The sequence below is a fragment of the Agrobacterium sp. SOY23 genome, from assembly GCF_027212525.1.
In the GTDB taxonomy this organism is placed as follows: Bacteria; Pseudomonadota; Alphaproteobacteria; order Rhizobiales; family Rhizobiaceae; genus Agrobacterium; species Agrobacterium tumefaciens_I.
The window spans coordinates 185,380-206,487 of sequence record NZ_JAPWDT010000004.1 but is presented as its reverse complement, the minus strand read 5'-3'; the positions used below and the strand labels follow the sequence as shown (position 1 = coordinate 206,487).

24 protein-coding genes and 2 tRNA genes are annotated in these 21,108 nt (G+C 59.5%); 7 read left to right on the top strand and 19 right to left on the bottom strand.

The features are described from left to right. The gene (locus tag O3S81_RS13240; protein ID WP_269343825.1) at nucleotides 1–240 is read right to left on the bottom strand and encodes a hypothetical protein; all 240 of its coding nucleotides are present in this window, start codon (nucleotides 238–240) and stop codon (nucleotides 1–3) included. 172 nt (nucleotides 241–412) lie between these two features. Between O3S81_RS13240 and O3S81_RS13235 the strand changes: the two genes are divergently transcribed. Beyond that, a complete protein-coding gene (locus O3S81_RS13235; protein ID WP_269344431.1) occupies nucleotides 413–859 on the top strand; it encodes a DUF2934 domain-containing protein in 447 nt (148 codons plus the stop codon). A 100-nt stretch (nucleotides 860–959) separates the two neighbouring features. Here the strand turns inward: O3S81_RS13235 and O3S81_RS13230 are convergent. Next, nucleotides 960–1,034 (bottom strand) — tRNA-Asn (locus tag O3S81_RS13230). Nucleotides 1,035–1,210: 176 nt separating this feature from the next. Between O3S81_RS13230 and O3S81_RS13225 the strand changes: the two genes are divergently transcribed. Then, entirely contained in the window at nucleotides 1,211–1,495 is a 285-nt protein-coding gene (locus tag O3S81_RS13225) for a hypothetical protein (RefSeq protein ID WP_269343824.1), read from the top strand. On the opposite strand, the gene O3S81_RS13220 is transcribed toward O3S81_RS13225, so the two are convergent. Beyond that, a complete protein-coding gene (locus O3S81_RS13220) occupies nucleotides 1,492–2,136 on the bottom strand; it encodes an exopolysaccharide biosynthesis protein (RefSeq protein ID WP_269343822.1) in 645 nt (214 codons plus the stop codon). The two genes, O3S81_RS13225 and O3S81_RS13220, sit on opposite strands and share 4 nt — an antisense overlap. Before the next feature lie 513 nt (nucleotides 2,137–2,649). Here O3S81_RS13220 and O3S81_RS13215 point away from each other — a divergent pair. Both O3S81_RS13215 and O3S81_RS13210 read left to right on the top strand, forming a co-directional pair. Continuing rightward, nucleotides 2,650–3,237: a YqaA family protein gene (locus O3S81_RS13215; RefSeq protein ID WP_269343820.1), complete on the top strand. Its 588-nt coding sequence runs from the start codon at nucleotides 2,650–2,652 to the stop codon at nucleotides 3,235–3,237. A 248-nt stretch (nucleotides 3,238–3,485) separates the two neighbouring features. Continuing rightward, nucleotides 3,486–4,040: a dual specificity protein phosphatase family protein gene (locus O3S81_RS13210; protein WP_269343819.1), complete on the top strand. Its 555-nt coding sequence runs from the start codon at nucleotides 3,486–3,488 to the stop codon at nucleotides 4,038–4,040. Between the two features lie 191 nt (nucleotides 4,041–4,231). On the opposite strand, the gene O3S81_RS13205 is transcribed toward O3S81_RS13210, so the two are convergent. From O3S81_RS13205 to O3S81_RS13195, 3 genes are all read right to left on the bottom strand, one after another. Continuing rightward, nucleotides 4,232–4,435, bottom strand: coding sequence for a hypothetical protein (locus O3S81_RS13205; protein WP_269343817.1), 204 nt, complete (start codon nucleotides 4,433–4,435; stop codon nucleotides 4,232–4,234). 195 nt (nucleotides 4,436–4,630) lie between these two features. Continuing rightward, nucleotides 4,631–4,891, bottom strand: a complete 261-nt coding sequence (locus O3S81_RS13200) for a hypothetical protein (protein ID WP_020012294.1) — start codon at nucleotides 4,889–4,891, stop codon at nucleotides 4,631–4,633. A 137-nt stretch (nucleotides 4,892–5,028) separates the two neighbouring features. Beyond that, nucleotides 5,029–5,105 (bottom strand) — tRNA-Pro (locus tag O3S81_RS13195). 230 nt (nucleotides 5,106–5,335) lie between these two features. Here O3S81_RS13195 and O3S81_RS13190 point away from each other — a divergent pair. Next, complete coding sequence (locus O3S81_RS13190) at nucleotides 5,336–5,872, top strand: DUF1269 domain-containing protein (protein ID WP_269343814.1); 537 nt, start codon at nucleotides 5,336–5,338, stop codon at nucleotides 5,870–5,872. A gap of 64 nt (nucleotides 5,873–5,936) precedes the next feature. Here the strand turns inward: O3S81_RS13190 and O3S81_RS13185 are convergent, their stop codons facing one another. The 6 genes from O3S81_RS13185 to uppC all read right to left on the bottom strand — a co-directional run bounded on the left by O3S81_RS13185 (nucleotide 5,937) and on the right by uppC (nucleotide 11,775). After that, nucleotides 5,937–6,581: a hypothetical protein gene (locus tag O3S81_RS13185; RefSeq protein WP_269343812.1), complete on the bottom strand. Its 645-nt coding sequence runs from the start codon at nucleotides 6,579–6,581 to the stop codon at nucleotides 5,937–5,939. 221 nt (nucleotides 6,582–6,802) lie between these two features. Then, nucleotides 6,803–6,952: a hypothetical protein gene (locus tag O3S81_RS13180; RefSeq protein ID WP_269343810.1), complete on the bottom strand. Its 150-nt coding sequence runs from the start codon at nucleotides 6,950–6,952 to the stop codon at nucleotides 6,803–6,805. Nucleotides 6,953–7,029: 77 nt separating this feature from the next. After that, complete coding sequence (gene uppF, locus O3S81_RS13175; protein ID WP_269343808.1) at nucleotides 7,030–8,271, bottom strand: polysaccharide biosynthesis O-antigen ligase family protein UppF; 1,242 nt, start codon at nucleotides 8,269–8,271, stop codon at nucleotides 7,030–7,032. After that, nucleotides 8,268–9,821, bottom strand: a complete 1,554-nt coding sequence (gene uppE / locus O3S81_RS13170; RefSeq protein WP_269343806.1) for a polysaccharide biosynthesis glycosyltransferase UppE — start codon at nucleotides 9,819–9,821, stop codon at nucleotides 8,268–8,270. Before uppE ends, uppF begins: the two co-directional genes overlap by 4 nt. Before the next feature lie 222 nt (nucleotides 9,822–10,043). Beyond that, a complete protein-coding gene (gene uppD / locus O3S81_RS13165; RefSeq protein WP_269343804.1) occupies nucleotides 10,044–11,186 on the bottom strand; it encodes a polysaccharide biosynthesis type 4 glycosyltransferase UppD in 1,143 nt (380 codons plus the stop codon). A 16-nt stretch (nucleotides 11,187–11,202) separates the two neighbouring features. After that, entirely contained in the window at nucleotides 11,203–11,775 is a 573-nt protein-coding gene (uppC, locus tag O3S81_RS13160; RefSeq protein WP_003502309.1) for a polysaccharide export protein UppC, read from the bottom strand. Between the two features lie 210 nt (nucleotides 11,776–11,985). Here uppC and uppB point away from each other — a divergent pair, with 210 nt between their 5' ends. Beyond that, nucleotides 11,986–14,250: a polysaccharide biosynthesis protein UppB gene (gene uppB / locus O3S81_RS13155; protein WP_269343801.1), complete on the top strand. Its 2,265-nt coding sequence runs from the start codon at nucleotides 11,986–11,988 to the stop codon at nucleotides 14,248–14,250. A 16-nt stretch (nucleotides 14,251–14,266) separates the two neighbouring features. Here uppB and uppA read toward each other — a convergent pair whose 3' ends face one another. Both uppA and O3S81_RS13145 read right to left on the bottom strand, forming a co-directional pair. Next, on the bottom strand, nucleotides 14,267–15,499 hold the full coding sequence (gene uppA / locus O3S81_RS13150; protein ID WP_269343799.1) for a polysaccharide biosynthesis GNAT family N-acetyltransferase UppA: 1,233 nt from the start codon (nucleotides 15,497–15,499) through the stop codon (nucleotides 14,267–14,269). Nucleotides 15,500–15,596: 97 nt separating this feature from the next. Next, nucleotides 15,597–15,809, bottom strand: a complete 213-nt coding sequence (locus tag O3S81_RS13145) for a DUF2842 domain-containing protein (protein ID WP_269344429.1) — start codon at nucleotides 15,807–15,809, stop codon at nucleotides 15,597–15,599. 143 nt (nucleotides 15,810–15,952) lie between these two features. Between O3S81_RS13145 and O3S81_RS13140 the strand changes: the two genes are divergently transcribed. Next, nucleotides 15,953–17,056: a COX15/CtaA family protein gene (locus O3S81_RS13140; protein ID WP_269344427.1), complete on the top strand. Its 1,104-nt coding sequence runs from the start codon at nucleotides 15,953–15,955 to the stop codon at nucleotides 17,054–17,056. Between the two features lie 6 nt (nucleotides 17,057–17,062). On the opposite strand, the gene O3S81_RS13135 is transcribed toward O3S81_RS13140, so the two are convergent. From O3S81_RS13135 to rplM, 5 genes are all read right to left on the bottom strand, one after another. Further along, the gene (locus tag O3S81_RS13135) at nucleotides 17,063–17,908 is read right to left on the bottom strand and encodes an aminoglycoside phosphotransferase family protein (protein WP_269343797.1); all 846 of its coding nucleotides are present in this window, start codon (nucleotides 17,906–17,908) and stop codon (nucleotides 17,063–17,065) included. Further along, complete coding sequence (argC, locus tag O3S81_RS13130; RefSeq protein WP_269343795.1) at nucleotides 17,905–18,837, bottom strand: N-acetyl-gamma-glutamyl-phosphate reductase; 933 nt, start codon at nucleotides 18,835–18,837, stop codon at nucleotides 17,905–17,907. The genes O3S81_RS13135 and argC overlap by 4 nt, the downstream gene beginning before the upstream one ends. 70 nt (nucleotides 18,838–18,907) lie before the next feature. Beyond that, a complete protein-coding gene (gene speB, locus O3S81_RS13125) occupies nucleotides 18,908–19,861 on the bottom strand; it encodes an agmatinase (protein WP_269343793.1) in 954 nt (317 codons plus the stop codon). A gap of 131 nt (nucleotides 19,862–19,992) precedes the next feature. Further along, nucleotides 19,993–20,460 (bottom strand): 30S ribosomal protein S9, encoded by a 468-nt coding sequence (rpsI, locus tag O3S81_RS13120; RefSeq protein ID WP_003496509.1) that lies wholly within the window; start codon nucleotides 20,458–20,460, stop codon nucleotides 19,993–19,995. A 2-nt stretch (nucleotides 20,461–20,462) separates the two neighbouring features. After that, nucleotides 20,463–20,927, bottom strand: a complete 465-nt coding sequence (gene rplM / locus O3S81_RS13115; protein WP_006312738.1) for a 50S ribosomal protein L13 — start codon at nucleotides 20,925–20,927, stop codon at nucleotides 20,463–20,465. Nucleotides 20,928–21,108: the final 181 nt, after the last annotated feature.

The following is a 21,108-nucleotide window of genomic DNA, read 5'->3' as shown; positions in this document are numbered from 1 at the left end:
CTATGGTTGCTCCCGGATGCTGGGTGTGGCCTCGCGCTGGTCGTCGTCCTCAAGATCGGTGGCGACGATGAAGGCATCCTCATGCTGCCGCGCCGCCTGCCGGCGTGCCCGCAGGCTCATGGATTCGTCCGGATAAATCTCGCCCTCTTTCGATTTGAGTTCGCTGTCGGTGTCGAAATGCGCCACGTCCGCATCGCGAATGTCGAGGCGCTGTTTATCCTTATGCTTCGGGGCGTCCATGGATGATCCTCCTGCGGGGTTTCGAGCCGGGCAAACGATCAGCCGACGGGGACGGTTCCCTTTTTTGGGAAAATGTCTGGTCGCGACGGAGCAGCGCGGAACAATCTCTAGCTTTTTCTGTTTTTTCAATGGCACAATCAAAACCGGCGCAACGAAAGAGGGAGGCCCCGTTATGAACCATGATCGCGAAGCCGCAATTCGTGAAAAAGCGCGCGCAATATGGGAAAGGGAAGGAAGGCCGGAGGGGCACCACGAAAGGCACTGGATGGAGGCGGAACGGGAGATTTCCGCCAATGCGGAACCCACCGGAACCACCGGCCGGAACGGGGCGAAAAAACCTGCGGTGAAGGCTGCGGCGAAGAAGGCTCCAGCGAGCAAGGCCCCATCAAGCAAGGCGGCGGCGAGCAAGACGGCAGTGACCAAGGCGCCGGTGAAGAAGGACACATCAAAAAAAACCAAGTCGCCAGCGGTAAAATCGCTTGAGAAAGAGCAGAAGGCTGCGAGCAAGGAAAAAGTGGACGATCTGACCGAGAGTCTTGAAGAAAGTTTCCCCGCCAGCGATCCGCCCGCACTTACCGGTACCACGAAAGCGACGAAGCGTGTGGTCAAGAAGACCTGACGTTCCTATGGCCCGGTAACAGGGCCGGGACGAAAACGCCACGAACCGGATCGGGCGAGTGCAGCTGCACTTCGCTCTTCACGAGATGTTTTTGAGAAAATGGCTCCCCGGGCCGGATTCGAACCGGCGACCTGTCGATTAACAGTCGAATGCTCTACCGCTGAGCTACCAGGGAACGTGCGCTGCTTGGCGCGGTGTGAGCGGGGTAATACAAATGCTTTTCCGATTTGCCAAGCGGTTTTTTTAAAAAAAACGCATTCCTCTTGTTTTATCCCTCCGAAGTCCCGATTTTCCGGGCTTATCGACGGTGAAAAAATTATCCACAGGCCAGATGCAAAAGGGCAGGATGGAATGAAATTCGGTATGGACCACAGAACGCATCGCCTCAATGTCGGAAAATGGAGCGTTGCAATGCCGCGTTCGCGCGTCGGCAGGATCGCGACGGGCTCTGCGCTGGTGGTGGGCGGAACGCTGGGGTTCCTGCCGGTTCTCGGTTTCTGGATGATTCCGCTCGGTCTTGTGGTGCTGTCCCACGATCTGCCGGCGGTTCGCCGCCAGCGGCGTCGGCTGGCGGTCTGGTGGGCATCGCGGCAGAACCGCCGCGACACCCGCAATGGCGGCCGCCGGCAGCCTTAACCGCTGATGGAGCTGCTGATGCCCTGGCCAGCCCAGAAAGCGGCATAGGCGAGGGCGGCGAAATAGATCGCTGTGAGGCCGAGAAACAGGTAACCGCCGAGCACGGTGAGGCCGTCCCTCTGGATCATGCCGGCCGATAAAAGCAGGATGGCGACGCCGGGCAGGGTGTTGGAGAAGGGAATGAAGCCGAGCGGCATCATCAGCAACACGCCCGCCGTCATCAGGGCAAGCCCGTTTATCCTGTTGGCGATGATGCCCGTCGTCAGCGCGGGGATGCGCGGACGGATGAAGCCATCGAGCTTGGAGACGATGGCGACGCCTTTTTGAAGTGCGGGAACGAGCTTTGCCGTTTCCATCTGCCGGTCGAGGATCTTTGCGGGCAGCCAGGGCAGGCGGTTGAGGGTGATCGCCAGGCTGACAAGGATGATCGCGGCGCCGAAAACGGTGCTGACGCCGGGAATGGATACCGGAATGAGAAAGGGTAGAGAGGCGATCGCGCAGATGAGCAAGAGGCCCTGTTCGCCGATTGCTTCCATCAACTCGCGCAACGTGATCGTCTGGCCCTGCAGCTTTCCTATCAGCTTCTCAAGCGTCGTGCTGAGCTTCTCAGACGTATCAGTGAATGCGAATTCGTTCGTCATGCTGCTTCCCGGACGTTGTTTAACTCCCGGGGGTGATATCATTCATCCGGCCACATGCCTATCTCCGATGGAAAATCGGCATCGTCACGGCAGCCGTTCATTGGCTTCCGCTAATGGGAAACCCAGTTGCTGTAAGCGCCCGCAAGAAGCACAATCAGCAGTATGACAAGTATGACCGGATTGATCGACGTAATGAAGTTTACATATTCCATGATAACTTCCTCCTCTTTCCTCCACGTCTCATTCTACAGCAAAAAGGCGAGTTCATCTACCACAGGGTGAAATTTCGCATCGCAGCAACCGTCTATCGCCGGGGGTTGGAATCGCTTGCCTTTCCTGCTTTTTGCAATGCAGAATAAATTATCCGCCCTTTGCCATCCTCTTGCCTTGTCTCTCATCCTCTTTTCGCAGCTGTCCGCCCGCCGCCATCGGCAAAATGCAATATAAGCCTCGCTGAAAGGCTTCATCTTCCGCCCGCCTTCACTCCGCAATGCTCTTCCCCGGGGATATGAAATGCTGAAAAACCTCTATGCTTGGACGATGGCGCTGGCCGCCCGCAAAACCGCCGTCTGGTGGCTTGCGATCGTCGCCTTCGTGGAAAGCTCCGTCTTCGTCGTGCCTGCGGATGTGCTGTTCCTGCCCATGGTGCTGGCCAAGCCGAAAAAGGCGATGTTTTATGCGCTGGTGGCAACCGTCGCCTCGGTTCTCGGTGGCATTGCCGGCTGGTTTCTCGGCCATTACGCCTTTGAGAGCGTCGCGCGGCCCATTCTCGAATTTTACGGCAAGCTCGACAGTTTCGAGCATCTCAAGAGTTCGGTGAATTACGAAACCATCATTCTCCTGCTGGTGACATCGGGGCTCGCGCATCTGCCGCCGATCAAGGTCGTCACGATCCTTTCCGGCGCGGCCAATATCAGCCTCGGCCTGTTCATTCTTTCGGCCGTCGTCACACGCGGCGCCCGCTTTTTCATCCTCGCAGGACTGCTGCAGAAATACGGGGAATCGGTGCGCCATTTCATCGAAAAACGCCTCGGCGTCATAACGGCGGCAGCGGCAGGCGCCCTCATTGCGGTCTATGCGGTTTACGTTTTCGTGCGTTGACGGGAATAGGATGGCGAAAAATCTGTGCGGTTTTCACCTGAGGTCCCGCCGGACTTTATCGATGTGAATCAGGATGATTTCGGATCCGCCGGGGCCGAAATCACCTTAAGCCGGGCGCGATTTTTCTACTCTTACAATACTGTCGCATAACTTTCAGCTTACTGTCAGAATCCGTCTGTATCGGTTCTCTCGTTCAATCAGAGGGCCGTCTTATTATGAGAAGATTTTGGAAGTGCTCCTTTTGGGGCATGGGCATTGCTGTGCTTGCCACAGGCGGTTATCTCTACGGCATTCAGCTCCTGGGCAATTTTCATGAGGTGGTTGCGGGGCAACTTTATCGCTCCAACCAGCCGAGTACCGAGGAACTTGTCCGCTATACCAAGGATTACGGTATCAGGACCGTCATCAATCTGCGCGGCGCCAACGAATCCAAGGCCTGGTATCAGGGAGAGGTCGAAACCTCGCGTCAGCTTGGACTGAATCACATCGATTTCGGCATGTCGGCCAGCCAGGAACTCGACATGAACAGGGTCAACGAGCTGGTCGCGATCATGCGCGACGCGCCGAAACCCATCCTTATCCATTGCAAGGCCGGCGCAGACAGGACAGGCCTCGCCACTGCGCTCTATCTCAGCCGTGTTGCGGGGCTCGACGAAGAACAGGCGGAAAGCCAGCTTTCCTTCCGCTTCGGCCATATCGGCATCCCTTATCTGTCGGAAACCTACGCCATGGACCGGACCTGGGAAAACGCGGAAAAACTCCCCATCATCGACGACGTCGCCATTGCATCCAACGAGTACTGAAAGCGGCTTCCGGCACGCTGCCTGCATGATGATCTGAACGGATTTTGCGTTCCGTCCTGATGATGCATGTCATAGGGGCTGGCGCAAAGCCGCGAATTGCGGCTGGCTGGCTGAACACGCACCGGCACTACGCCATTCCTCACGCTCCACAAGCTGCACCCAAAACGGCTTGTGGAGTGCAAGCCTTCGGTTCAATCGCGCCCGATATCCGGCGTCCATCCGCGCGTATATCCCTTTCCCATGATGGCAACCGCAAGGGAAAGCTGTTCCTGCAAATGCTCGATTTCGCCGAGAAGAGCTTCGACAGCAGCCTTCGCATCGCCGTCATGACACTGGATGATATATCCCGCTATGTCGTCAGGCCGCATCGGGGTGATTTTTTCAGCGTTGGACATATTGGATGACCTCTCTTTTGTTCACTAAATGTTCTAATTTTAGCGGAGAGTCAACAAGGCAAATATGCGCGATCTTTCGACAGTCGGCGGCTTTGGAATTGAGGTTTTTCAGAAATTCAACCGGAGAATGCTCAGGAGAACGGCCGCAGCGCGGGATTTCTGCCCAAAATCCCTGCGGTGCCGCGAAATCAAACGTCAATGAACTGACGGGTCCTCGCCATCCAGGAAACTGCGAATCCCGTCTTTCTCGCAGGTGGCCAGAAATTCTTCCCAGGCGTCCTTGTCTGTCGCGAAAGGTTCATCCCAGGTGGTGACATCGTCGTGCTCGCTGATAACCTCGAGCGTCCAATCCTGCTGGGTGCCGGCCGGCCGGTAGATATCAACGAGGACCGTGATACCCTCATCTTCAAACTCGCCCGAGAATTCCGAGTGTTCTATTTTCGGTTTTTTAGCCATCCCGGCACACCTCATTCTCAGGCTTTGATAAACGCACACCCGAACCGGGTCTGTTAAATTCGCGCATGGCGCCGCTTACAAGAGAGCTGAAACAAATATAGCCAGCTCTGGGGGAACTGGCTATCTATCTGATTTAATGGTCGGAGCGGCGGGATTCGAACCCACGACCCCTTGACCCCCAGTCAAGTGCGCTACCGGGCTGCGCTACGCTCCGAACCTGAAAGCCGTTTATATATAAGCCAGTTAGGGCGCAAGCGGAAAATGGTCTTTTCATAAAAAAAGGAGCAAAGGGTGTGGACGGCGGGGAAGGGACCAAAACGGGGCGGGGTTTCCCGGCGTGAGAGGCCGTCAAACGCCTGACACATCCTCTTTTCATCATTGCCGGAACAAGCCGCCCGCTTCGGCGTTCAATCGCAGCGGAATTGAAACTCAGGGAGACGAATTATGTCTGAACTCGTCGTTGTTGGTTTTGACGGAACGGAAGAGGCCGATCGGGTCCTTCTGAAGCTTGCAGGCCTGAAGAAGGAATATCTGGTCGATCTGGAGGATGCCGTGGTTGTCGTGCGCGATGAAAACGGCAAGGTGCATCTGAAGCAGAGCGTCAATCTGACGGCGATCGGCGCAAGCTCCGGTTTCCTGTCCGGCGGCCTGTGGGGCGGTCTCGTCGGCCTGCTGTTCCTCAATCCGCTGGCGGGTTTTGCCATCGGCGGCGCAATTGGCGCCGGCACGGGCGCGCTGGCGGGATCGTTGACGGATTTCGGCATCGATGACGATTTCATCAAGTCGCTCGGTGAGACCATTCCCAATGGCTCTTCGGCGCTGTTCGTGCTGATCCGCAAGGTGCAGCCGGAAAAGGTGCTGGCGGAACTCGAAGGACTACGCGGGCGGGTCATCAAGACCTCGCTTTCGCCGGCGCAGGAAGCGCAGCTGCAAAAGGCGCTTTCCGGCGGAACCGAACCAGCCGCCGCGCCCGCCATCTGAATGGGTGAAGTCAGGAACGCTGCGGCATGTTTTACGCCGCAGCGGTTCGTTCAGCCATGTGGGCCTATACCGTCAGGGTGCCGTTTTTCGCCTGTGGCCAGGTGAGATAATAATAGCGGCTGCCGACGCTGCCGAAAAACGCATTGTCGCCGGAAATATTATCGACATAAGCGCCGCTGGCGCCCTTGGCATAGGCTGAGCCGTCGCGTTTGAGATGGTCTTTCAGAAAGTCGCTCCATCCCGTCAGGGCGATCTCGGTGGCGGGCTTGGACGTGGTTTTCGTATCGGACGCCACATCCCATGCCTTGATCTGCGCTCCCTCGGCGGGATCGGAGACCGTGAGCGTGCCCGCGGTCAAAGCTTGCAGCATGGCCTTTGCCTGTGAAGCCTTGTCGGGGTCCTTCGCCAGTTCCTCCAGCATCTTCTTCAGGTCCTTCATGAAGTCGGCCTTGCTGATGTCGCCGGAAGAAGGCTGCGTATCCGTACCGTCGGTCTGGGTATCGTCGCCGGAAGCCTGGCCATATTGCGCCAGAAGCTGTGCCAGCCGGGTATTGGTGGAAGAGGAGGCATCGAGCCCATAGGAGCCAAGGAGAGCCGTCCGCGACGAGGAGGATGCAGCGGCGGAATTGGTGTCCTCCTGCTCCTTGATGACCTTGAGGGCGAGCTTGGTGGCGGTGAGGCGTGTGGAGAGGTCGATGGAGGAGACCATTGCGCTAACTGTTTCCGTGATCGGGCGATACGCATCATTCGTACCGAGCCGGCTCGGCGGGCATCGATCCCGCCTTTCGTCTCCTCTCATAAGGAGACCGGGCATATCCCGGCCGTCTTCCGGCTTGGGATACACCCGGTCTTAATGGTCGGACTTTGCGCGACGCTTGCGTAGGCGAAACGGCCTGTCCCAAAACCGTTGCGCGGTTTTGGAGACGTGCGTCAATTCTCCTGAACGGAAACGCCGTTCGGGCCGATATTCATTTCGATCCCCTTCGGCTTGCTCTCTTCGTGCCAGACATAAATGCCAAGCCCTGCGACAACTACGATGAGTGCGCCGATGATGAGATAGAGATTATTGGTCCGCGTCATGGATGTTTCCCCGTTCGACAATCAAAATCGGGGGCTAAACGCATGAAATGGCGTAAGGTTCCGTAAGGGTAAGCGTTTTACGCGGCGCGTGCGCGCCGCCGCAGGCTTTCACGTTTTTCCAGCGCCATGCAGCCCCATAATATGCCGAGCAGCAGGAAGAAATGTCGCCAGTGGTCGGTATCGATGACGGCGCCGATCATCACATGCCCGACGAAGGTCACCCACGAAATGATCAGGAACGGCTGCCAGGGCCGCGGGCGCAGCAGCTGCCGGAAACCGGCGGCAATCGTCCAGCAGATGAGGGTGAGATAAATGACGAAGCCGAACCAGCCATGGGTGGTGAGGCTCTTCAGCCAGATATTATGTTCGGCGGCGGGAAAGATATTGTCGAACACCATCGGGCCGATGCCGAGCGGGTGCTCCATGGCGAGCAGAAAACCGAGATAGTGGCGGGCAAAACGCCCGAGATGGCCACCATCATAGGATTGCACCGCCGATGCGCGGCTGGAGAAGAGATCGGCCACCTGCTTGAATTGCAGCGCGACGATGACCGCGGCGACCATCAGGCCGGCGGCGATGAGAAACAGCACGAGGATTTTCAGGCGAAAGGCGGCTGTACGCTCCTTCAGCAGCATGACGAAGACGAGCAGGATGGTGGCGAACAGAAACAGGCCCCAGGCGGCGCGCGAAAACGACAGGAACACGCCAAGCGAAAGGATGAGCAGCCCGGCGATCCGCCATGGCGCATGCACCGCCTTGCCGGTCAGCAGGCCATAGATGAGGTAAAGCGACGGTGCCACCAGAAAGGGACCGAAGACGTTCGGGTCCTGAAACGCCCCCTTGGCGCGGTCGTAAAGGGTGAAGACCTCGAAACCCGGAATGGCGTGGAAATAGCCGATGATGCCGAGCAGCGAGGTGATCAGCGCCGCCGCCAGCCAGGCGCGGAAGATCAAAAGCAGCCGCTGGTATTTGTCCTCCACGATCGCCGCATAAAAAACCGAGGTCAGCGCCAGAAAGGTTGAGACGGCAAGGTAAAGCGGCCCCTCATCCAGATCGGCCATGGTGGTGAGCGAAAGATAACCGCCGACGTTAAAGGCAAGCAGCAGGCACAGAAGCAGGACAACGGTGCGCGACAGGCGAAGGCCGAGCAGGAACCACAAGGCCACCTGTCCCACCATCATCAGCTCGTAGGGCGCCGGTTCGGAGATGACGAAGCCGGAGAGGAACACGCCAAACGCGATAAAGAACGCACCGATGAGCCGCATGGTGGCCAAGGGCGCGTCAAAATCCGCCGTGTGCTGATAACCGGTGTGGGTCAATAGGCGTTTTCCGATTTGAGCAGCCGGATCGGCGTCAGGAACAGGATCTTGAGGTCGAGAAACAGCGACCAGTTCTCGATGTAATAGAGATCGTATTCGGTGCGGAACTTGATCTTGTCGCCATGGTCGATCTCGCCGCGCCAGCCATTGATCTGCGCCCAGCCGGTAACCCCGGGCTTGACCTTGTGGCGGGCGAAATAATGCTCCACCACCTCGGTATATTTCAGGTCTCCCGTCTGGGCGTGGACGGCATGCGGACGCGGTCCGACCAGCGAAAGATCGCCGTAGAGAACGTTGAAAAGCTGCGGCAGTTCGTCCATCGAGGATTTGCGCAGGAAGCGGCCGACCGGTGTCACGCGCGGGTCGTTCTTGGTAACGGCTTTTTTCGCCGTGGGATCGCTGAGTTCCGTGTACATGGAGCGGAACTTCCAGACATTGATCGTTTCATTGTTGAAGCCGTGACGCTTCTGCTTGAAGAGCACCGGGCCTTTCGAGGTCGCTTTCACGGCAATTCCCGCAGCCAGCATCACCGGCCAGAAAAGGGCGATCCCCATGACGCTGAAGGTGATGTCGAACACCCGCTTCGCCACCGAATCCCAGTCGCGGATCGGCTTGTCGAAGACATCGAGCATCGGCACCTTGCCGACATGGGAATAGGCACGCGGGCGGAAACGCAATTTATTGGCATGGGCTGCGATGCGGATATCGACCGGCAGCACCCACAGCTTGCGCAGAAGCTGGAGAATGCGCGCCTCTGCACTGAGCGGCAGGGCGATGATCAGCATGTCGAGCTTCGTCAGGCGGGCGAATTCGACGAGTTCGGCAAAGGTGCCGAGCTTGGGGTAACCGGCGACGACCTCGGGAGAACGCGCGCTTTTCCGGTCGTCGAAGATGCCGCAGATGCGGATATCATTGTCGGACTGCTGCTCCAGGGAACGGATAAGATCCTTGGCGGTATCGCCGCCGCCGACGATGACGGCACGGCGCTCCATGACGCCGTTGCGGCCCCAATGGCGGATGGCAAAGCCGAGGATCAGCCGTCCTGCGAAGATCGCAATGGCGCTCGTGGCGTACCAGATGGCGAAAGCCTGCCAGGAATGCAGCGTATCGGGAAAGAACAGGAGGAGGAAACAGGCAATGCCCACGAAGGAGAGGCAGACGGCGCCCTGAATGCGGGCGAACATCTTCAGCGGCGTACGCAGCGTCGGAAGCTGGTAGCAATCACCCGCCTGCAGAAGAAACACGCAGAGCGCCGCACCCAGCACACCGCTGCCAAAAACCGTCAGAAAGGTTTCAAGGCCACGATCGGCCGCAACGCCGTTGATGATGGCGGCGATGACCACGAGCATCGTGAATTCGAGAAGCCGCAACTGGCCGATGACCATGTTCGGCGAATGGTTGCCGGCGCGAAGCTGGTTGGCGATCTGCCGCGCCAGCGGATTGAGGACAACGGGTTCGGATGCCGAAGACAACCCGGCTTCGTAGTCGGAGATTTTCTTGCGCAATGACGCCAGATCGAATTGCAGTCTGTCCTTGTCAGTCTTGGTCATTGCTTTGGTCCGCACCCTCCAGCGCATCGGCCCGAAAGTCGCATTCGATTTTCGACCGGACGATACGCAACCTCAAAGTGGTAGAGCCTCCCGGTCACGCCTTGATGGACGCAGGGGGCTCCACGAGCTGGAAACTAGCCGAAACATGCTAAGAAACGTTTATGATGAATTTCTACAGGACGGCTGGAATATACAATTAAAAATCGTGTTTTTGAAATGACTTTAGGTGGTCAGCAGGTCACGATAGAGTTTCATCATCTCATCGGCCATGACAGGGGTTGAAAATTTCGCCTTGAAGCTGTCGGGATGGGGCATGACCCGCTTCGCCCAGTCGCCGTCTTCGGCGTCCCTGACCATGATCTGCGCCAGCGCATCCGCATTGCCCGCCGGCACGAGCGCTTCGCTGTCTTCTCCAAGAACTTCGGGAATGCCGCCGACATGCGAGGCAATGACGGTTTTTCCCGCTGCCAGCGCTTCGAGCACGATATAGGGCATGGCTTCGGCACGCGAGGGCACCACCACCGTCGTCGCCAGCTCGAATGCCTGTCTGGCGGGCATGGCGGCATGCATCGAAATCCGCCGGGAAAGCCCGGCCTTGTCGATCATGGCCGCATATTTGTCCCTGTCCGGCCCGTCGCCGACGATGACGCCCGACATGGGCTGGCCGATGCTGCGTTCCATCCTGGCAAATGCGTTGATGAAAACGTCCGGTCCCTTCAGGTCACGCAACATGCCGATATAGAGGAAGCGGGCGGCACCTTCGCGGGGAGGGACGGTCTTGAATTCGCTCTCCTGGACGCCGTTATAGATCATCGCCGTGCGGGTGCGCGGCTTGCCGACCTTGGCTTCGTAGGTCGCCTGCTCGAAATTGCAGACGAAACAGAGCGCATCGGTGAAATGCTCCTGAAACCGCTCCAGCCGCAGGAAGATCTGCCCCTTCAGGCTGTTGCGGGCATAATGCAGGCTGCCGCCATGCGGCGAATAGAGGCGGGCTACGCGATACCTGTTCGCCCGCAGGAGTGAGCCGATCAGCCGGGCAAGAGCGCCACCCTTGGCGCTGTGCCCGTGCAGAATGTCCGGCCGCAAACTTTTGATGTGGTTATAGGACTTGTAGAGCGCCGGCAGGTCGCCGGGGCTGATGGAGCGACGGATGGGAAGGCGGATAAGGCCAAGCTCCAGCATCGGCGCGATCTGTGCGAAAAGCCGTTCCTCATGCGCGCCGCCCGTCGAACTGTCGCAGACGATGCCGACCTTGTGGCCCTGTTTGACATGTTCCTCGATCAGATCGCGCACATGGCGGAAAACGCCGCCAACCGGGGAGCGGAAGCAATGAATGATGCGCAGGGGAGGGCCGTCATCCGACACGTTCGCCACTCCGTTTTCAGAAGAAGCGTTCGCGTACATAGACGGTGTCACCCGCCAGAATGGGTGCGGTGATCCCGATCCGGCCGGTCATCACCTCGGCATTGATCTTGCGGGTGATGTCGACATCGGCCTGATTGGCGCGTGGGGTGAAGCCGCCGGCAATGGCGATGGCGTTCTGCACCGTCATGCCCGGCACATAGGAATATTGGCCGGGACGACCCACTTCACCCATGATGAAGACGGGGCGATAACGGTCGATTTCGATCGTCACGTCGGGGTCGCGCAGATAACCCTGGCGTAGCTTGGCGGCGATGGCAGCCTCAAGCTGCGGCAGCGTCTTGCCGCGGGCCGGAACCTGGCCGACGAGCGGGAAGGCGACGTAACCCGCCTGATCAACGGTATAGGTATTGGTCAGCCCTGCCTGTTCGAAGACATTGATGCGTAGCCTGTCGCCGCTATCGACGTGATAGGGTTGCAGCGCCGCCTCATTGAATGAGCGCGGTGCGGGTTGATATGCCGCGCAACCGGAAAGGGCCGTCAAAACGGCAAGCGTCAGTGCGGTGACATGTCGTGATCCGGCGAGCGGCATCTCATCTGGCTCCGAGTCGATCTTTGATCATTCTTATCGTTCTGTTAGGGTTAATGCGCGGTAAACAGTCGGCGCGAGCGATGGTAATAGAGGCTTTATTTTGTCGGATTCGCCGGGATTAACGGTTGTGTTACCCGCAAGACTTAAACTTCGCGAAAATTGGCCATCTATATTTGAGCGCCCGAGGATTATCTCGGTTACGGAGCCCGCATGAACGGCGATCGCATTGACGACAGGGATGTGGATATCGACCTTGGGCGGCTCGTCGCGGCCATATGGCAGCGCAGGGGGCGGATAGCGGCCGTCACGCTGCTGGCCGGAGGCGCGGCCTTCGTGATCGCCAGCATGATGTCGCCCGCTTACAAGGGCGAGGCGCGCGTCCTGATCGAATCCCGCGCGGCCTCCTTCGGCGCATCGCAGCAGTCCAACGCGCCCGCCGAACCGGTGCTCGACGAGTTGACCGTTTCGAGCCAGGTGCAGATCCTGCAATCGGTCGACCTCATCAAGCAGGTCGCGAAGGATATGAAGCTTTACGAATTGGATGAGTTCGATCCGGAAGCGCATCCCTCGCTTGTCTCGCAGTTGCTGGTCGCGGTCGGCATCAAGAAGGATCCGCTTCAGGTGCTGCCCGAAGAGCGGGTGCTGAAGGCCTTCCGGGAAAAGCTGCAGGTCTATCAGGTCGAAAGCTCGCGCGTCATCACGGTCGAGTTTTCGTCCGAAGATCCGAAGCTTGCCGCCGCCATCCCCAATGAGATGATGAAGGCCTATATTGCGCTGCAAAGCGGCGCGAAGCTCGATACCAGTACGGAAGCGGCGCGCTGGCTGGAGCCGGAAATCGCCAATCTGCGCGAAAAGGTGCGTGACGCGGACAGGAAGGTTGCGGATTATCGCGCCTCGTCGGATCTTCTGTCGGCCGGGCAGGGGGAAACGCTCGCCACCCGCCAGCTCAGCGATATTTCCACTGAACTTGGTCGTATTCGCGGCGAGCGCGCCAACGCGGAAGCGCGGGCGGAAGGCGTGCGCAACGCGCTTGCAAGCGGTCGTCCGCTCGATACTTTCCCGGATGTCGTGGGTTCCCCGACGATCCAGAGGCTGAAGGAAAACGAAACGACGATCCGCAGCCAGATTTCCGATCTTTCCTCCTCGTTGCTGGAAGGTCATCCGCGCATCAGGGCGCTGCGCAACCAGCTTGACGGCCTGGAGCGGCAGATTCAGGAAGAGACCCGCAAGGTGCTGGCAAGCCTCGAAAACGAGGCGAATGTGTCGCGCCTGCGCGAGCGGCAGCTCGTCCAGCAATTGAATGTGCTCAAGTCGGAAAGCGTGCGCGCCGGCGAACAGCAGGTCGGCCTCAACGACCTCGAACGCGAGGCCTCGGCCCAGCGGCAGCTTCTCGAAACCTATCTTGCCCGATACCGCGAGGCGACGTCGCGCGCCGGATCGGTGGACTCCACCCCCGCCGATGCACGCGTGATTTCCACGGCAGTCGAGCCGCGCGAGCCCTATTTCCCGAAAACCGGCGCCATCACCATCGTCGTGACGCTGGCGGCCTTTCTGCTTTCCTCAATCGTCGTCATGCTGGTGGAACTTTTCACGGGCCGGGCCTTGAAGCCGGTGGGCAGGAGCCAGGTTCCGCCGCCCTCCGACCCGCCGCCGCCGGCACGCGCACCTGTTGATACGGTTGAGACCACGGATTTGCCGGAGCAGCCCGTCGCCGAGCGCCATGAGACTATGCCGTCATCCGCCGCGCGCGCGGTGCCGGCTGCGGCATACCAGCCCGTTGTCGAAGAGGAACGGCAGATGCCGGCCGAGGCTCCAGCTGCGATGCCTGTCCTGCCCAGGGAGGATGTGGCTGTTGCCCAAGAGGCGGCGGAAGAGGACGACGAAACCTCCGACGATTTCTCGATCGACGCCGTTGCGGGCTTCCTTGCCACGCGGCTTGCCAAACCGGTCGCCGCCGTCGTATCACCGGGCGGTGATAGCGGTTCGACCTCGACCGTGATGCTGGCGCGCGCGCTGTCCGAAATGGGCCGCTCGGTGGTACTCGTCGATATGACGGCGTCCGGCTGTCCAACACGGCTGATGGCGCCCGAAGCCGGGCTTCCCGGTGTCATGGATCTTCTGGCGGGTGCGGCGGCCTTCGGTGAAACCATTCACGGTGACCGGCTTTCCGATGCCCATATCGTGCCGCGCGGCAATGCGCAGCCGCGTGAGGCCATGCGCGCGATAGACCGCCTGACGATGATCCTCGGCGCGCTTTCCGACGCTTATGACACGGTTCTCGTGGAATGCGGCGCGGTGCAGATTGCAAGCCTTGAGAAAATGCTGCGCAATCTGCCGGCGGAAATCATCGTTTCCGTTCCCGGCAAGGATGGCGAGATGCTGGAAAGGACGCTGGGTGAACTGGTTGCCCAGGGTTACGAACAGGCATTGCCGATGACCGGCATGCGCAAGCCGGATCGTCTGAGCGCCGCCTGACGGGCGTCGCAACCGCTCAGTCGGCTGTGTCCGCCGCGTCCGTTCTTGGCCGACCGGCGCGAAAACGCTGGATAAGCGCATAGAGTGCCGGATTGGATTTGATCAGGCTTTTCGTCCGGGCAATGGCGACATAGGCGGACGCCGCTGCGCGGCCCTTCACCGTCACCGGCAGGAATATGTCGTGCTGCGACGTGGAAATCGGGCACCAGCTGCGCTTGTAGAGCTGGTCGCCGACGCCGAAATCGAAGATCGCCGCCTTTTCGCGGCATGCCCGTTCGATCATCAGCCAGAACAGCAATTCGCCGGGGCTGAGTTCCGACACGGATTCATCGATCGAACCGAACTGGCAGATGATGTGATCCTGCTTGCGCGAAAGACCGGCTATTGCGGCGATGAAGCCCTCGTTTGCACCATGCAGGCGAATGGCGTGCAGTTCCAGAAGGCTGTCGCTGCCCGTCTCGGGAAAATTGGCCAGATCGTAGAAGAAATTCTTCACCGACTGATTGCGAAAGACGTCCGGAATGCGCTGTGAGGCGAAACGGAGGGCTTTCTGCCGGAAGAATGTCTGCAGCAATTCGCATTTTTCCGATGGCGAGCGGGCGATCACATGGCTGTAACCACCCATTTCCTCGGTCCTGCGGCTCTGGATGCGGAATTTCTTTCGCCGTCTCTTGGCATTGACCTGCTTTAGCGTGGCCTCGAAGCTTTCCAGCAGCGGAAGCTGGAAGGCCGGGTTCTGGTTTTCGACGGAGGCCAGATGCGAGAGCGGGCTGATCCTGCCGCGCCAGATAAGCGGTATGTTCTGCAGGGCCAGGATATCGGCCCGGCCATGCAGCAGCTTCCGCGCCTCGCGGGCAATCGCCGCCGCGATCTCCTGTCCCGCCTGTTCGGCAAAGGCGGGGTCGAAAAGCCCGGTATTGATATTATTGAACCGGCCGCCGGGAAAACGCGCCTTGCGGATGCCGCCTTCCTGCACGATTTCGAGCGGCAGCAGGAAGACCGTCTTTCCGCCCTTTCGTCCACGAAGGGTGAGGAGGGCGTTTTTCTGTGTCTGTGCCCAGATGGAGCACCAGCCGAAACCCTGATGTAGTGAATTGAGCGGATCCTTCTCCAGCCGCTCCCAGTCGGAACGGACGGTTGAGGCGTCATCAACGAGATCGATCACCAGACGATCGACAGCCCGCCGCTCGCTTTGCACGGCGGTCGTCGCTTTGTCCTCGCTGATTGTGAGCGGCCCCTCAGCCACCATCCACTCTCTCCGGTTGTTTCGGTCGGACTATATCGTTGAGCGGCAAACAATCGGTTTATAAGATTGCGACCTCAGGGTGTCGAGCAACAGCCGGTGCTTATCCCTGTTTTCTGGGGCCGGCCATCCATTTGATGATCAGCATCGCGGGCAATATCCACAGAATCCCGCTCAGCACGAAATAAGCGAGATGCACCCACCAGGGCGATTGCGCCAGCGCCGCCGATGCAATGGCGGTCGCCACCACGGCGTAAACGACGACGAGGCCGATGATGACGATGGTGCCGATAAACGATCTGAGGCGAGGATGCATGAAATCTTCCGTCATTGAATGTCTGCGCGGGACTATACCGCCGCGACCGCATGCCGCAAACCCTGAGGCCTTGTTTTGTGGTGCCGGTTGGGGCTAATCAACATGACTGTATGAGGGAGACCTGAAAGATGCGTTCGAGCGGCATGACGATGGCAAATGGTTCTGCGGAAATGGTGGTGGAGGCCGCCCTGCAGAAACAGGAGAAGGACCGCCGCCTGCTGCGCATCTGGCTGCGCGTCGTGCTCTTCACGCTCTTCTGTCTGGTCCTCGTCGGCGGCGCCACGCGTCTCACCGAATCCGGCCTGTCGATCACGGAATGGAAGCCGATCCACGGCGCCATTCCGCCGCTTTCCGTCGCGGAATGGGAAGAGGAGTTTCAGCTCTACAAGCGCATTCCCCAATATCAGGAAATCAACAAGGGCATGTCGCTTGATGAGTTCAAGACGATTTTCTGGTGGGAATGGGCACATCGCCTGCTTGCCCGCACCATCGGCCTCGTCTTCGCCCTGCCGCTTGCCTTTTTCTGGCTCACCGGCCGGGTTGAAAAACGCCTTCGCCTGCCGCTGGTCGGCCTTCTGGCGCTGGGCGGCTTTCAGGGTTTCATCGGTTGGTGGATGGTGTCCTCTGGTCTCGTCAACCGCACGGATGTCTCGCAATATCGTCTCGCCACGCATCTGACCATTGCCTGCCTCATCTTTGCCGGCTGCATGTGGATATTGCGCGGCCTGTCGCATCACTCGCCGGAGGCTGCGGATGAGCGGACGGGCAGGGGCTTTGCCGCGCTGCTGACGGTGCTCTGTCTGTTCCAGATCTATCTCGGCGCATTGGTGGCCGGGCTGAATGCCGGCCTGTCCTATAATACCTGGCCACTGATGGATGGTTCGCTGGTGCCGGGTGATCTCTTCCTGCAGCAGCCCTGGTGGATCAACCTGTTCGAAAACCCGAAGACGGTGCAATTTGTTCACCGCCTGGGTGCTTATACGCTGTTTGCCGCCACGCTGTGGCATATGGTGTCGATGGCCCGCGCCTTGCCCGGCACGCCGCATGCCCGCCGCGCGGTGCTGTTCTTCGTGCTCATCTCCATTCAGGCAGCACTTGGCATCACCACGCTTCTGATGCATGTGGATATTCATGTCGCGCTCGCCCATCAGGGCATGGCGCTGATCGTGCTCGGCTTCTCGGTCGCCCATTGGCGCGGGTTCATCGGTGAATATCCGGCGCCCGTTGCGGTCGAAGTCAGGGACTGACCCCGCTCAAAACTGTTTGAGAACAGCCTTGATGGTTGCCGCGACGGCGAGTTCGTTGTCGCGCTCCTCCGCATTTTCGTCCTCTTCGTGCCATGCGGCCGAAAGGCAGCCATAAGCAAAGGCATATTGCAGCAACAGGCGCTCGTCCCGTTGCAGCGTTCTGGAAAAGATCGCGGCCATGGAGGCGATGCGCGCCTCGCTGCGAGTGAGGTCGAAACGGTCGAGCGGATTGGAGAACATGTTGGCGACATCAAGCGCCGCATCGCCGATCAGGCCAGCCGGGTCGATGATAATCCAGCCGCGTTCGCTGCGCATGATATTTTCGTGGTGCAGGTCGCCATGCAGCGGCTTGATATCCCGCTGCTGGTCGATGAGCGTCTGCGCAAGCCTTGCTGCTTCGACATAGGGGCTGTCCATGCCTTCGGCATGATCCTGCTCGGCCTTCTGGAACAAGCTCTGGAAATAACGCGGCAGCGTCAGCAGGCTTGAGGGCAGTGGCTGATCGGATGGCTGGTGATATTCGAGCAGGACATTGGCGGCGATTTCCGTTGCGGCATCGTCGTCGCCGTCACGGAACAGCACATCGCGCAATGTCTCGGTGCCGGCATGTTCCATCAGCAGAATGTCGTCCGCGCGGTCGAGCAGTTCCACGCAGCCGATACCCGCCCGCCAGGCGATGAAATCCGCACCGCGAAGGCTGTCTTCCAGGACCTTCTTTTTCAGGACTTTCGCGACGGCCAACGCGCCGTCGCCCTGCCTTACCTCGTAGACCACCCCGGCGGGCGTATCGGCAATCTGTTTTGCGGCCTCGATATTCCACGAGGCCGGAAAAGATGGCGTATTGCTGCTCATGCGGAGAGCATCAGCTCCATGTTCTGCACAGCAGCCCCGGATGCGCCCTTGCCGAGATTGTCGAGCAACGCAACGAGATTGATATGCTCGCCACCCGGCGTACCGAAGACGAAGAGCTTCATCGTGTCCTTGCCTGCCAGTTCCTCGGCGTCGATGCGGGAAAGCCCCTTGCTTTCGGCAAGCGGCACGACGCTGACGATGTCCTGACCCGCATAATGGGCGGTCAATGCCGCTTGGATCGTTTCAGTGGTCGTGCCTTCGGCAAGGTCCGCGGCAAACAGCGGAACCTGCACGATCATGCCCTGCGGGAAACGCCCGACGGACGGCGAGAAGAGCGGTGCGCGGTCAAGCTGGCCGTGAATGGTCATTTCCGGCACGTGCTTGTGCTTGAGCGTCAGGCCATAAAGGAAATTATTGGCGCTGATCGCGTCATCGCGGCTCTGGTCTTCCATCTGCGCGATCATCTGCTTGCCGCCGCCGGTATAACCGGAAACCGCATTGACGCTGACCGGATAACCGTCGGGCAGAATGCCGGCGGCGCGCAGCGGACGGATGAGGCCGATCGCGCCGGTCGGGTAGCAGCCCGGATTGGCGACGAAACGGGCGGAGCGAACCTTCTCGCCCTGATCCCGGTCCATTTCGGCAAAACCGTAAGCCCAGTCCTGATGGACGCGATAGGCGGTGGAGGTGTCGATGATGCGGACATTGTTGTTGCCAGCCACCATGGAGACGGCCTCCTTCGAGGCATCATCCGGCAGGCAGAGGATCGAAATGTCGGCGCTGTTGAGCATATCCTCGCGCATCGCGGCATTGCGGCGCTCGGCTTCGGGAATGGACAGCAACTCGATATCGCGGCGACCGGCAAGGCGCGTGCGGATCTGCAGACCCGTGGTGCCGTGTTCGCCATCGATGAAGATCTTCGCTGTCATGTCCTTGTCCTGACTTTTCAAAGGGTTGTAAGGGTATTCGGAATCATTTCGGCAAGTGCCGTTTTCTTTGTCAGCCAGCCTTCGCCAGCCGTTCGGCACGCAGGCCAAGCATATACATTGCAACGGTCGCTCCGGCAATGGCGGTGATATCCGCATGGTCGTAAGCGGGTGCAACCTCCACCACGTCCGAGCCGCGAATATCGAGCTGGCCAAGCCCGCGCAGAACCGAGAGAATCTTGGCGCTGGTCGGTCCGCCGGCGACGGGCGTGCCGGTTCCCGGCGCGAAAGCGGGGTCGAGGCAGTCGATATCGAAGGTCAGGTAGACCGGCATGCCGGCCGTGTGCTTGACGATCAGCGAGGCGATATCGCCCGTCCGCATTTCCTCCACCTCGTAACCGTGGAGAATGCGAATGCCGAAATCCTCCGGCGCGTGGGTGCGGATGCCGATCTGGATCGATCTGTCCGGATCGATCAGCCCGTCGCGCACGGCGCGCGCCACGAAGGAGCCGTGGTCCATGCGTTTGCCATCATCGAACCAGGTATCCTGATGCGCATCGAACTGCACCAGCGCCAGCGGCCCATGCTTGGCGACATGCGCCTTCAGCAAAGGCCAGGTGATGAAATGGTCGCCGCCCAGCGTCAGCAGATAATCCGTCTTGGAAATGATCCTGCGCGCTTCCTTTTCGATCGTGTCCGGCGTTTTCCAGTGGTTGCCATAGTCGAGCAGACAGTCGCCGTAGTCGATGGTCGGCATATGGGCGAAAAGATCACGGCCGAAGGGATATTGCGGATCATTGTCGAAAATCGCCGAGGCGCGGCGGATCGCCTGCGGCCCGAAGCGCGCGCCCGGCCGGTTGGAGGTCGCCGCGTCAAAGGGAATGCCCCACACGGCCGTCGAAACGCCCTTGAGGTTCTTGGTATATTTACGCCGCATGAAGGAGAGGACGCCCGCATGGGTCGGGTCGGTGGCAGCCGAAGTCAGGGTCGTTGCGGTAAAGGCATGGTCGATTGTTTTGGCCGGCATATATCACCCCATCGCGTTTTGAGCTGAAGGTGCTGCCTTCTTAGCGAAAAAACAAGGGAGGAGGGCCATGAAAAAAGGCGGAGCCGAAGCCCCGCCTTTCGAAGTTCTGAACGAACCGTTCCGATAAGCGATTAACGCTTGGAGAACTGGAACGAACGGCGGGCCTTGGCCTTACCGTACTTCTTACGCTCGACAACGCGGCTGTCGCGGGTCAGGAAGCCACCCTTCTTCAGAACGGAGCGCAGGCCCGGTTCGAAGTAGGTGAGAGCCTTGGAAACACCGTGACGAACGGCACCGGCCTGGCCGGAAAGACCGCCGCCTGCAACCGTTGCAATGATGTCGAACTGACCCGAACGGGCAGCTGCGACCAGCGGCTGCTGGAGGATCATCTGCAGAACCGGACGTGCGAAATACGTGGTGAAATCGCGGCCGTTGATGATGATCTTGCCAGAACCGGCCTTCACCCATACGCGGGCTACGGCGTTCTTGCGCTTGCCGGTCGCGTAGGAGCGGCCGAGGGTGTCAACCTTGCGGACGTGCACGGGAGCCGAAGCTTCCGATGCCGGGGCGAGGTCTTTCAGAGAGGAAAGATCGGCCATTATCAGGCGCTCCTTACGTTCTTCTTGTTAAGCGCGGCCACGTCGAGAACGGTGGGCTGCTGTGCTTCGTGCGGGTGGTTAGAGCCGGCGTAAACGCGCAGGTTCTTCATCTGGCGACGGCCGAGCGGGCCGCGCGGGATCATGCGCTCGATAGCCTTTTCAACGACGCGCTCCGGGAAGCGACCTTCGATGATCTGGCGAGCGGTGCGCTCCTTGATGCCACCCGGGTGACCGGTGTGCCAGTAGTACTTCTTGTCGGAATACTTCTTGCCGGTGAAAGCAACCTTTTCCGCATTGATAACGATGACGTTGTCGCCATCATCAACGTGGGGGGTAAAGGTAGCCTTGTGCTTGCCGCGCAGGCGGGTTGCAACGATGGTGGCGAGGCGACCAACAACGAGGCCTTCGGCGTCGATGATGATCCACTTCTTCTCCACCTCAGCGGGCTTCTGAACGAAAGTAGACATGGATTTCACTTTCTAACGTGGACCCGTCACACTCTTGATGAAAGAGCATACGGGCGTTTCTTGTTGCTTGATTTGGTTGCCGTTAAAGGCAACCGCAAATGACCCTATTCCGGCTGGAATCCGATCTGGCGCGCTTATACGGTGTGTGCACGAAAGCGTCAATATGACCGATTTTGTGGAT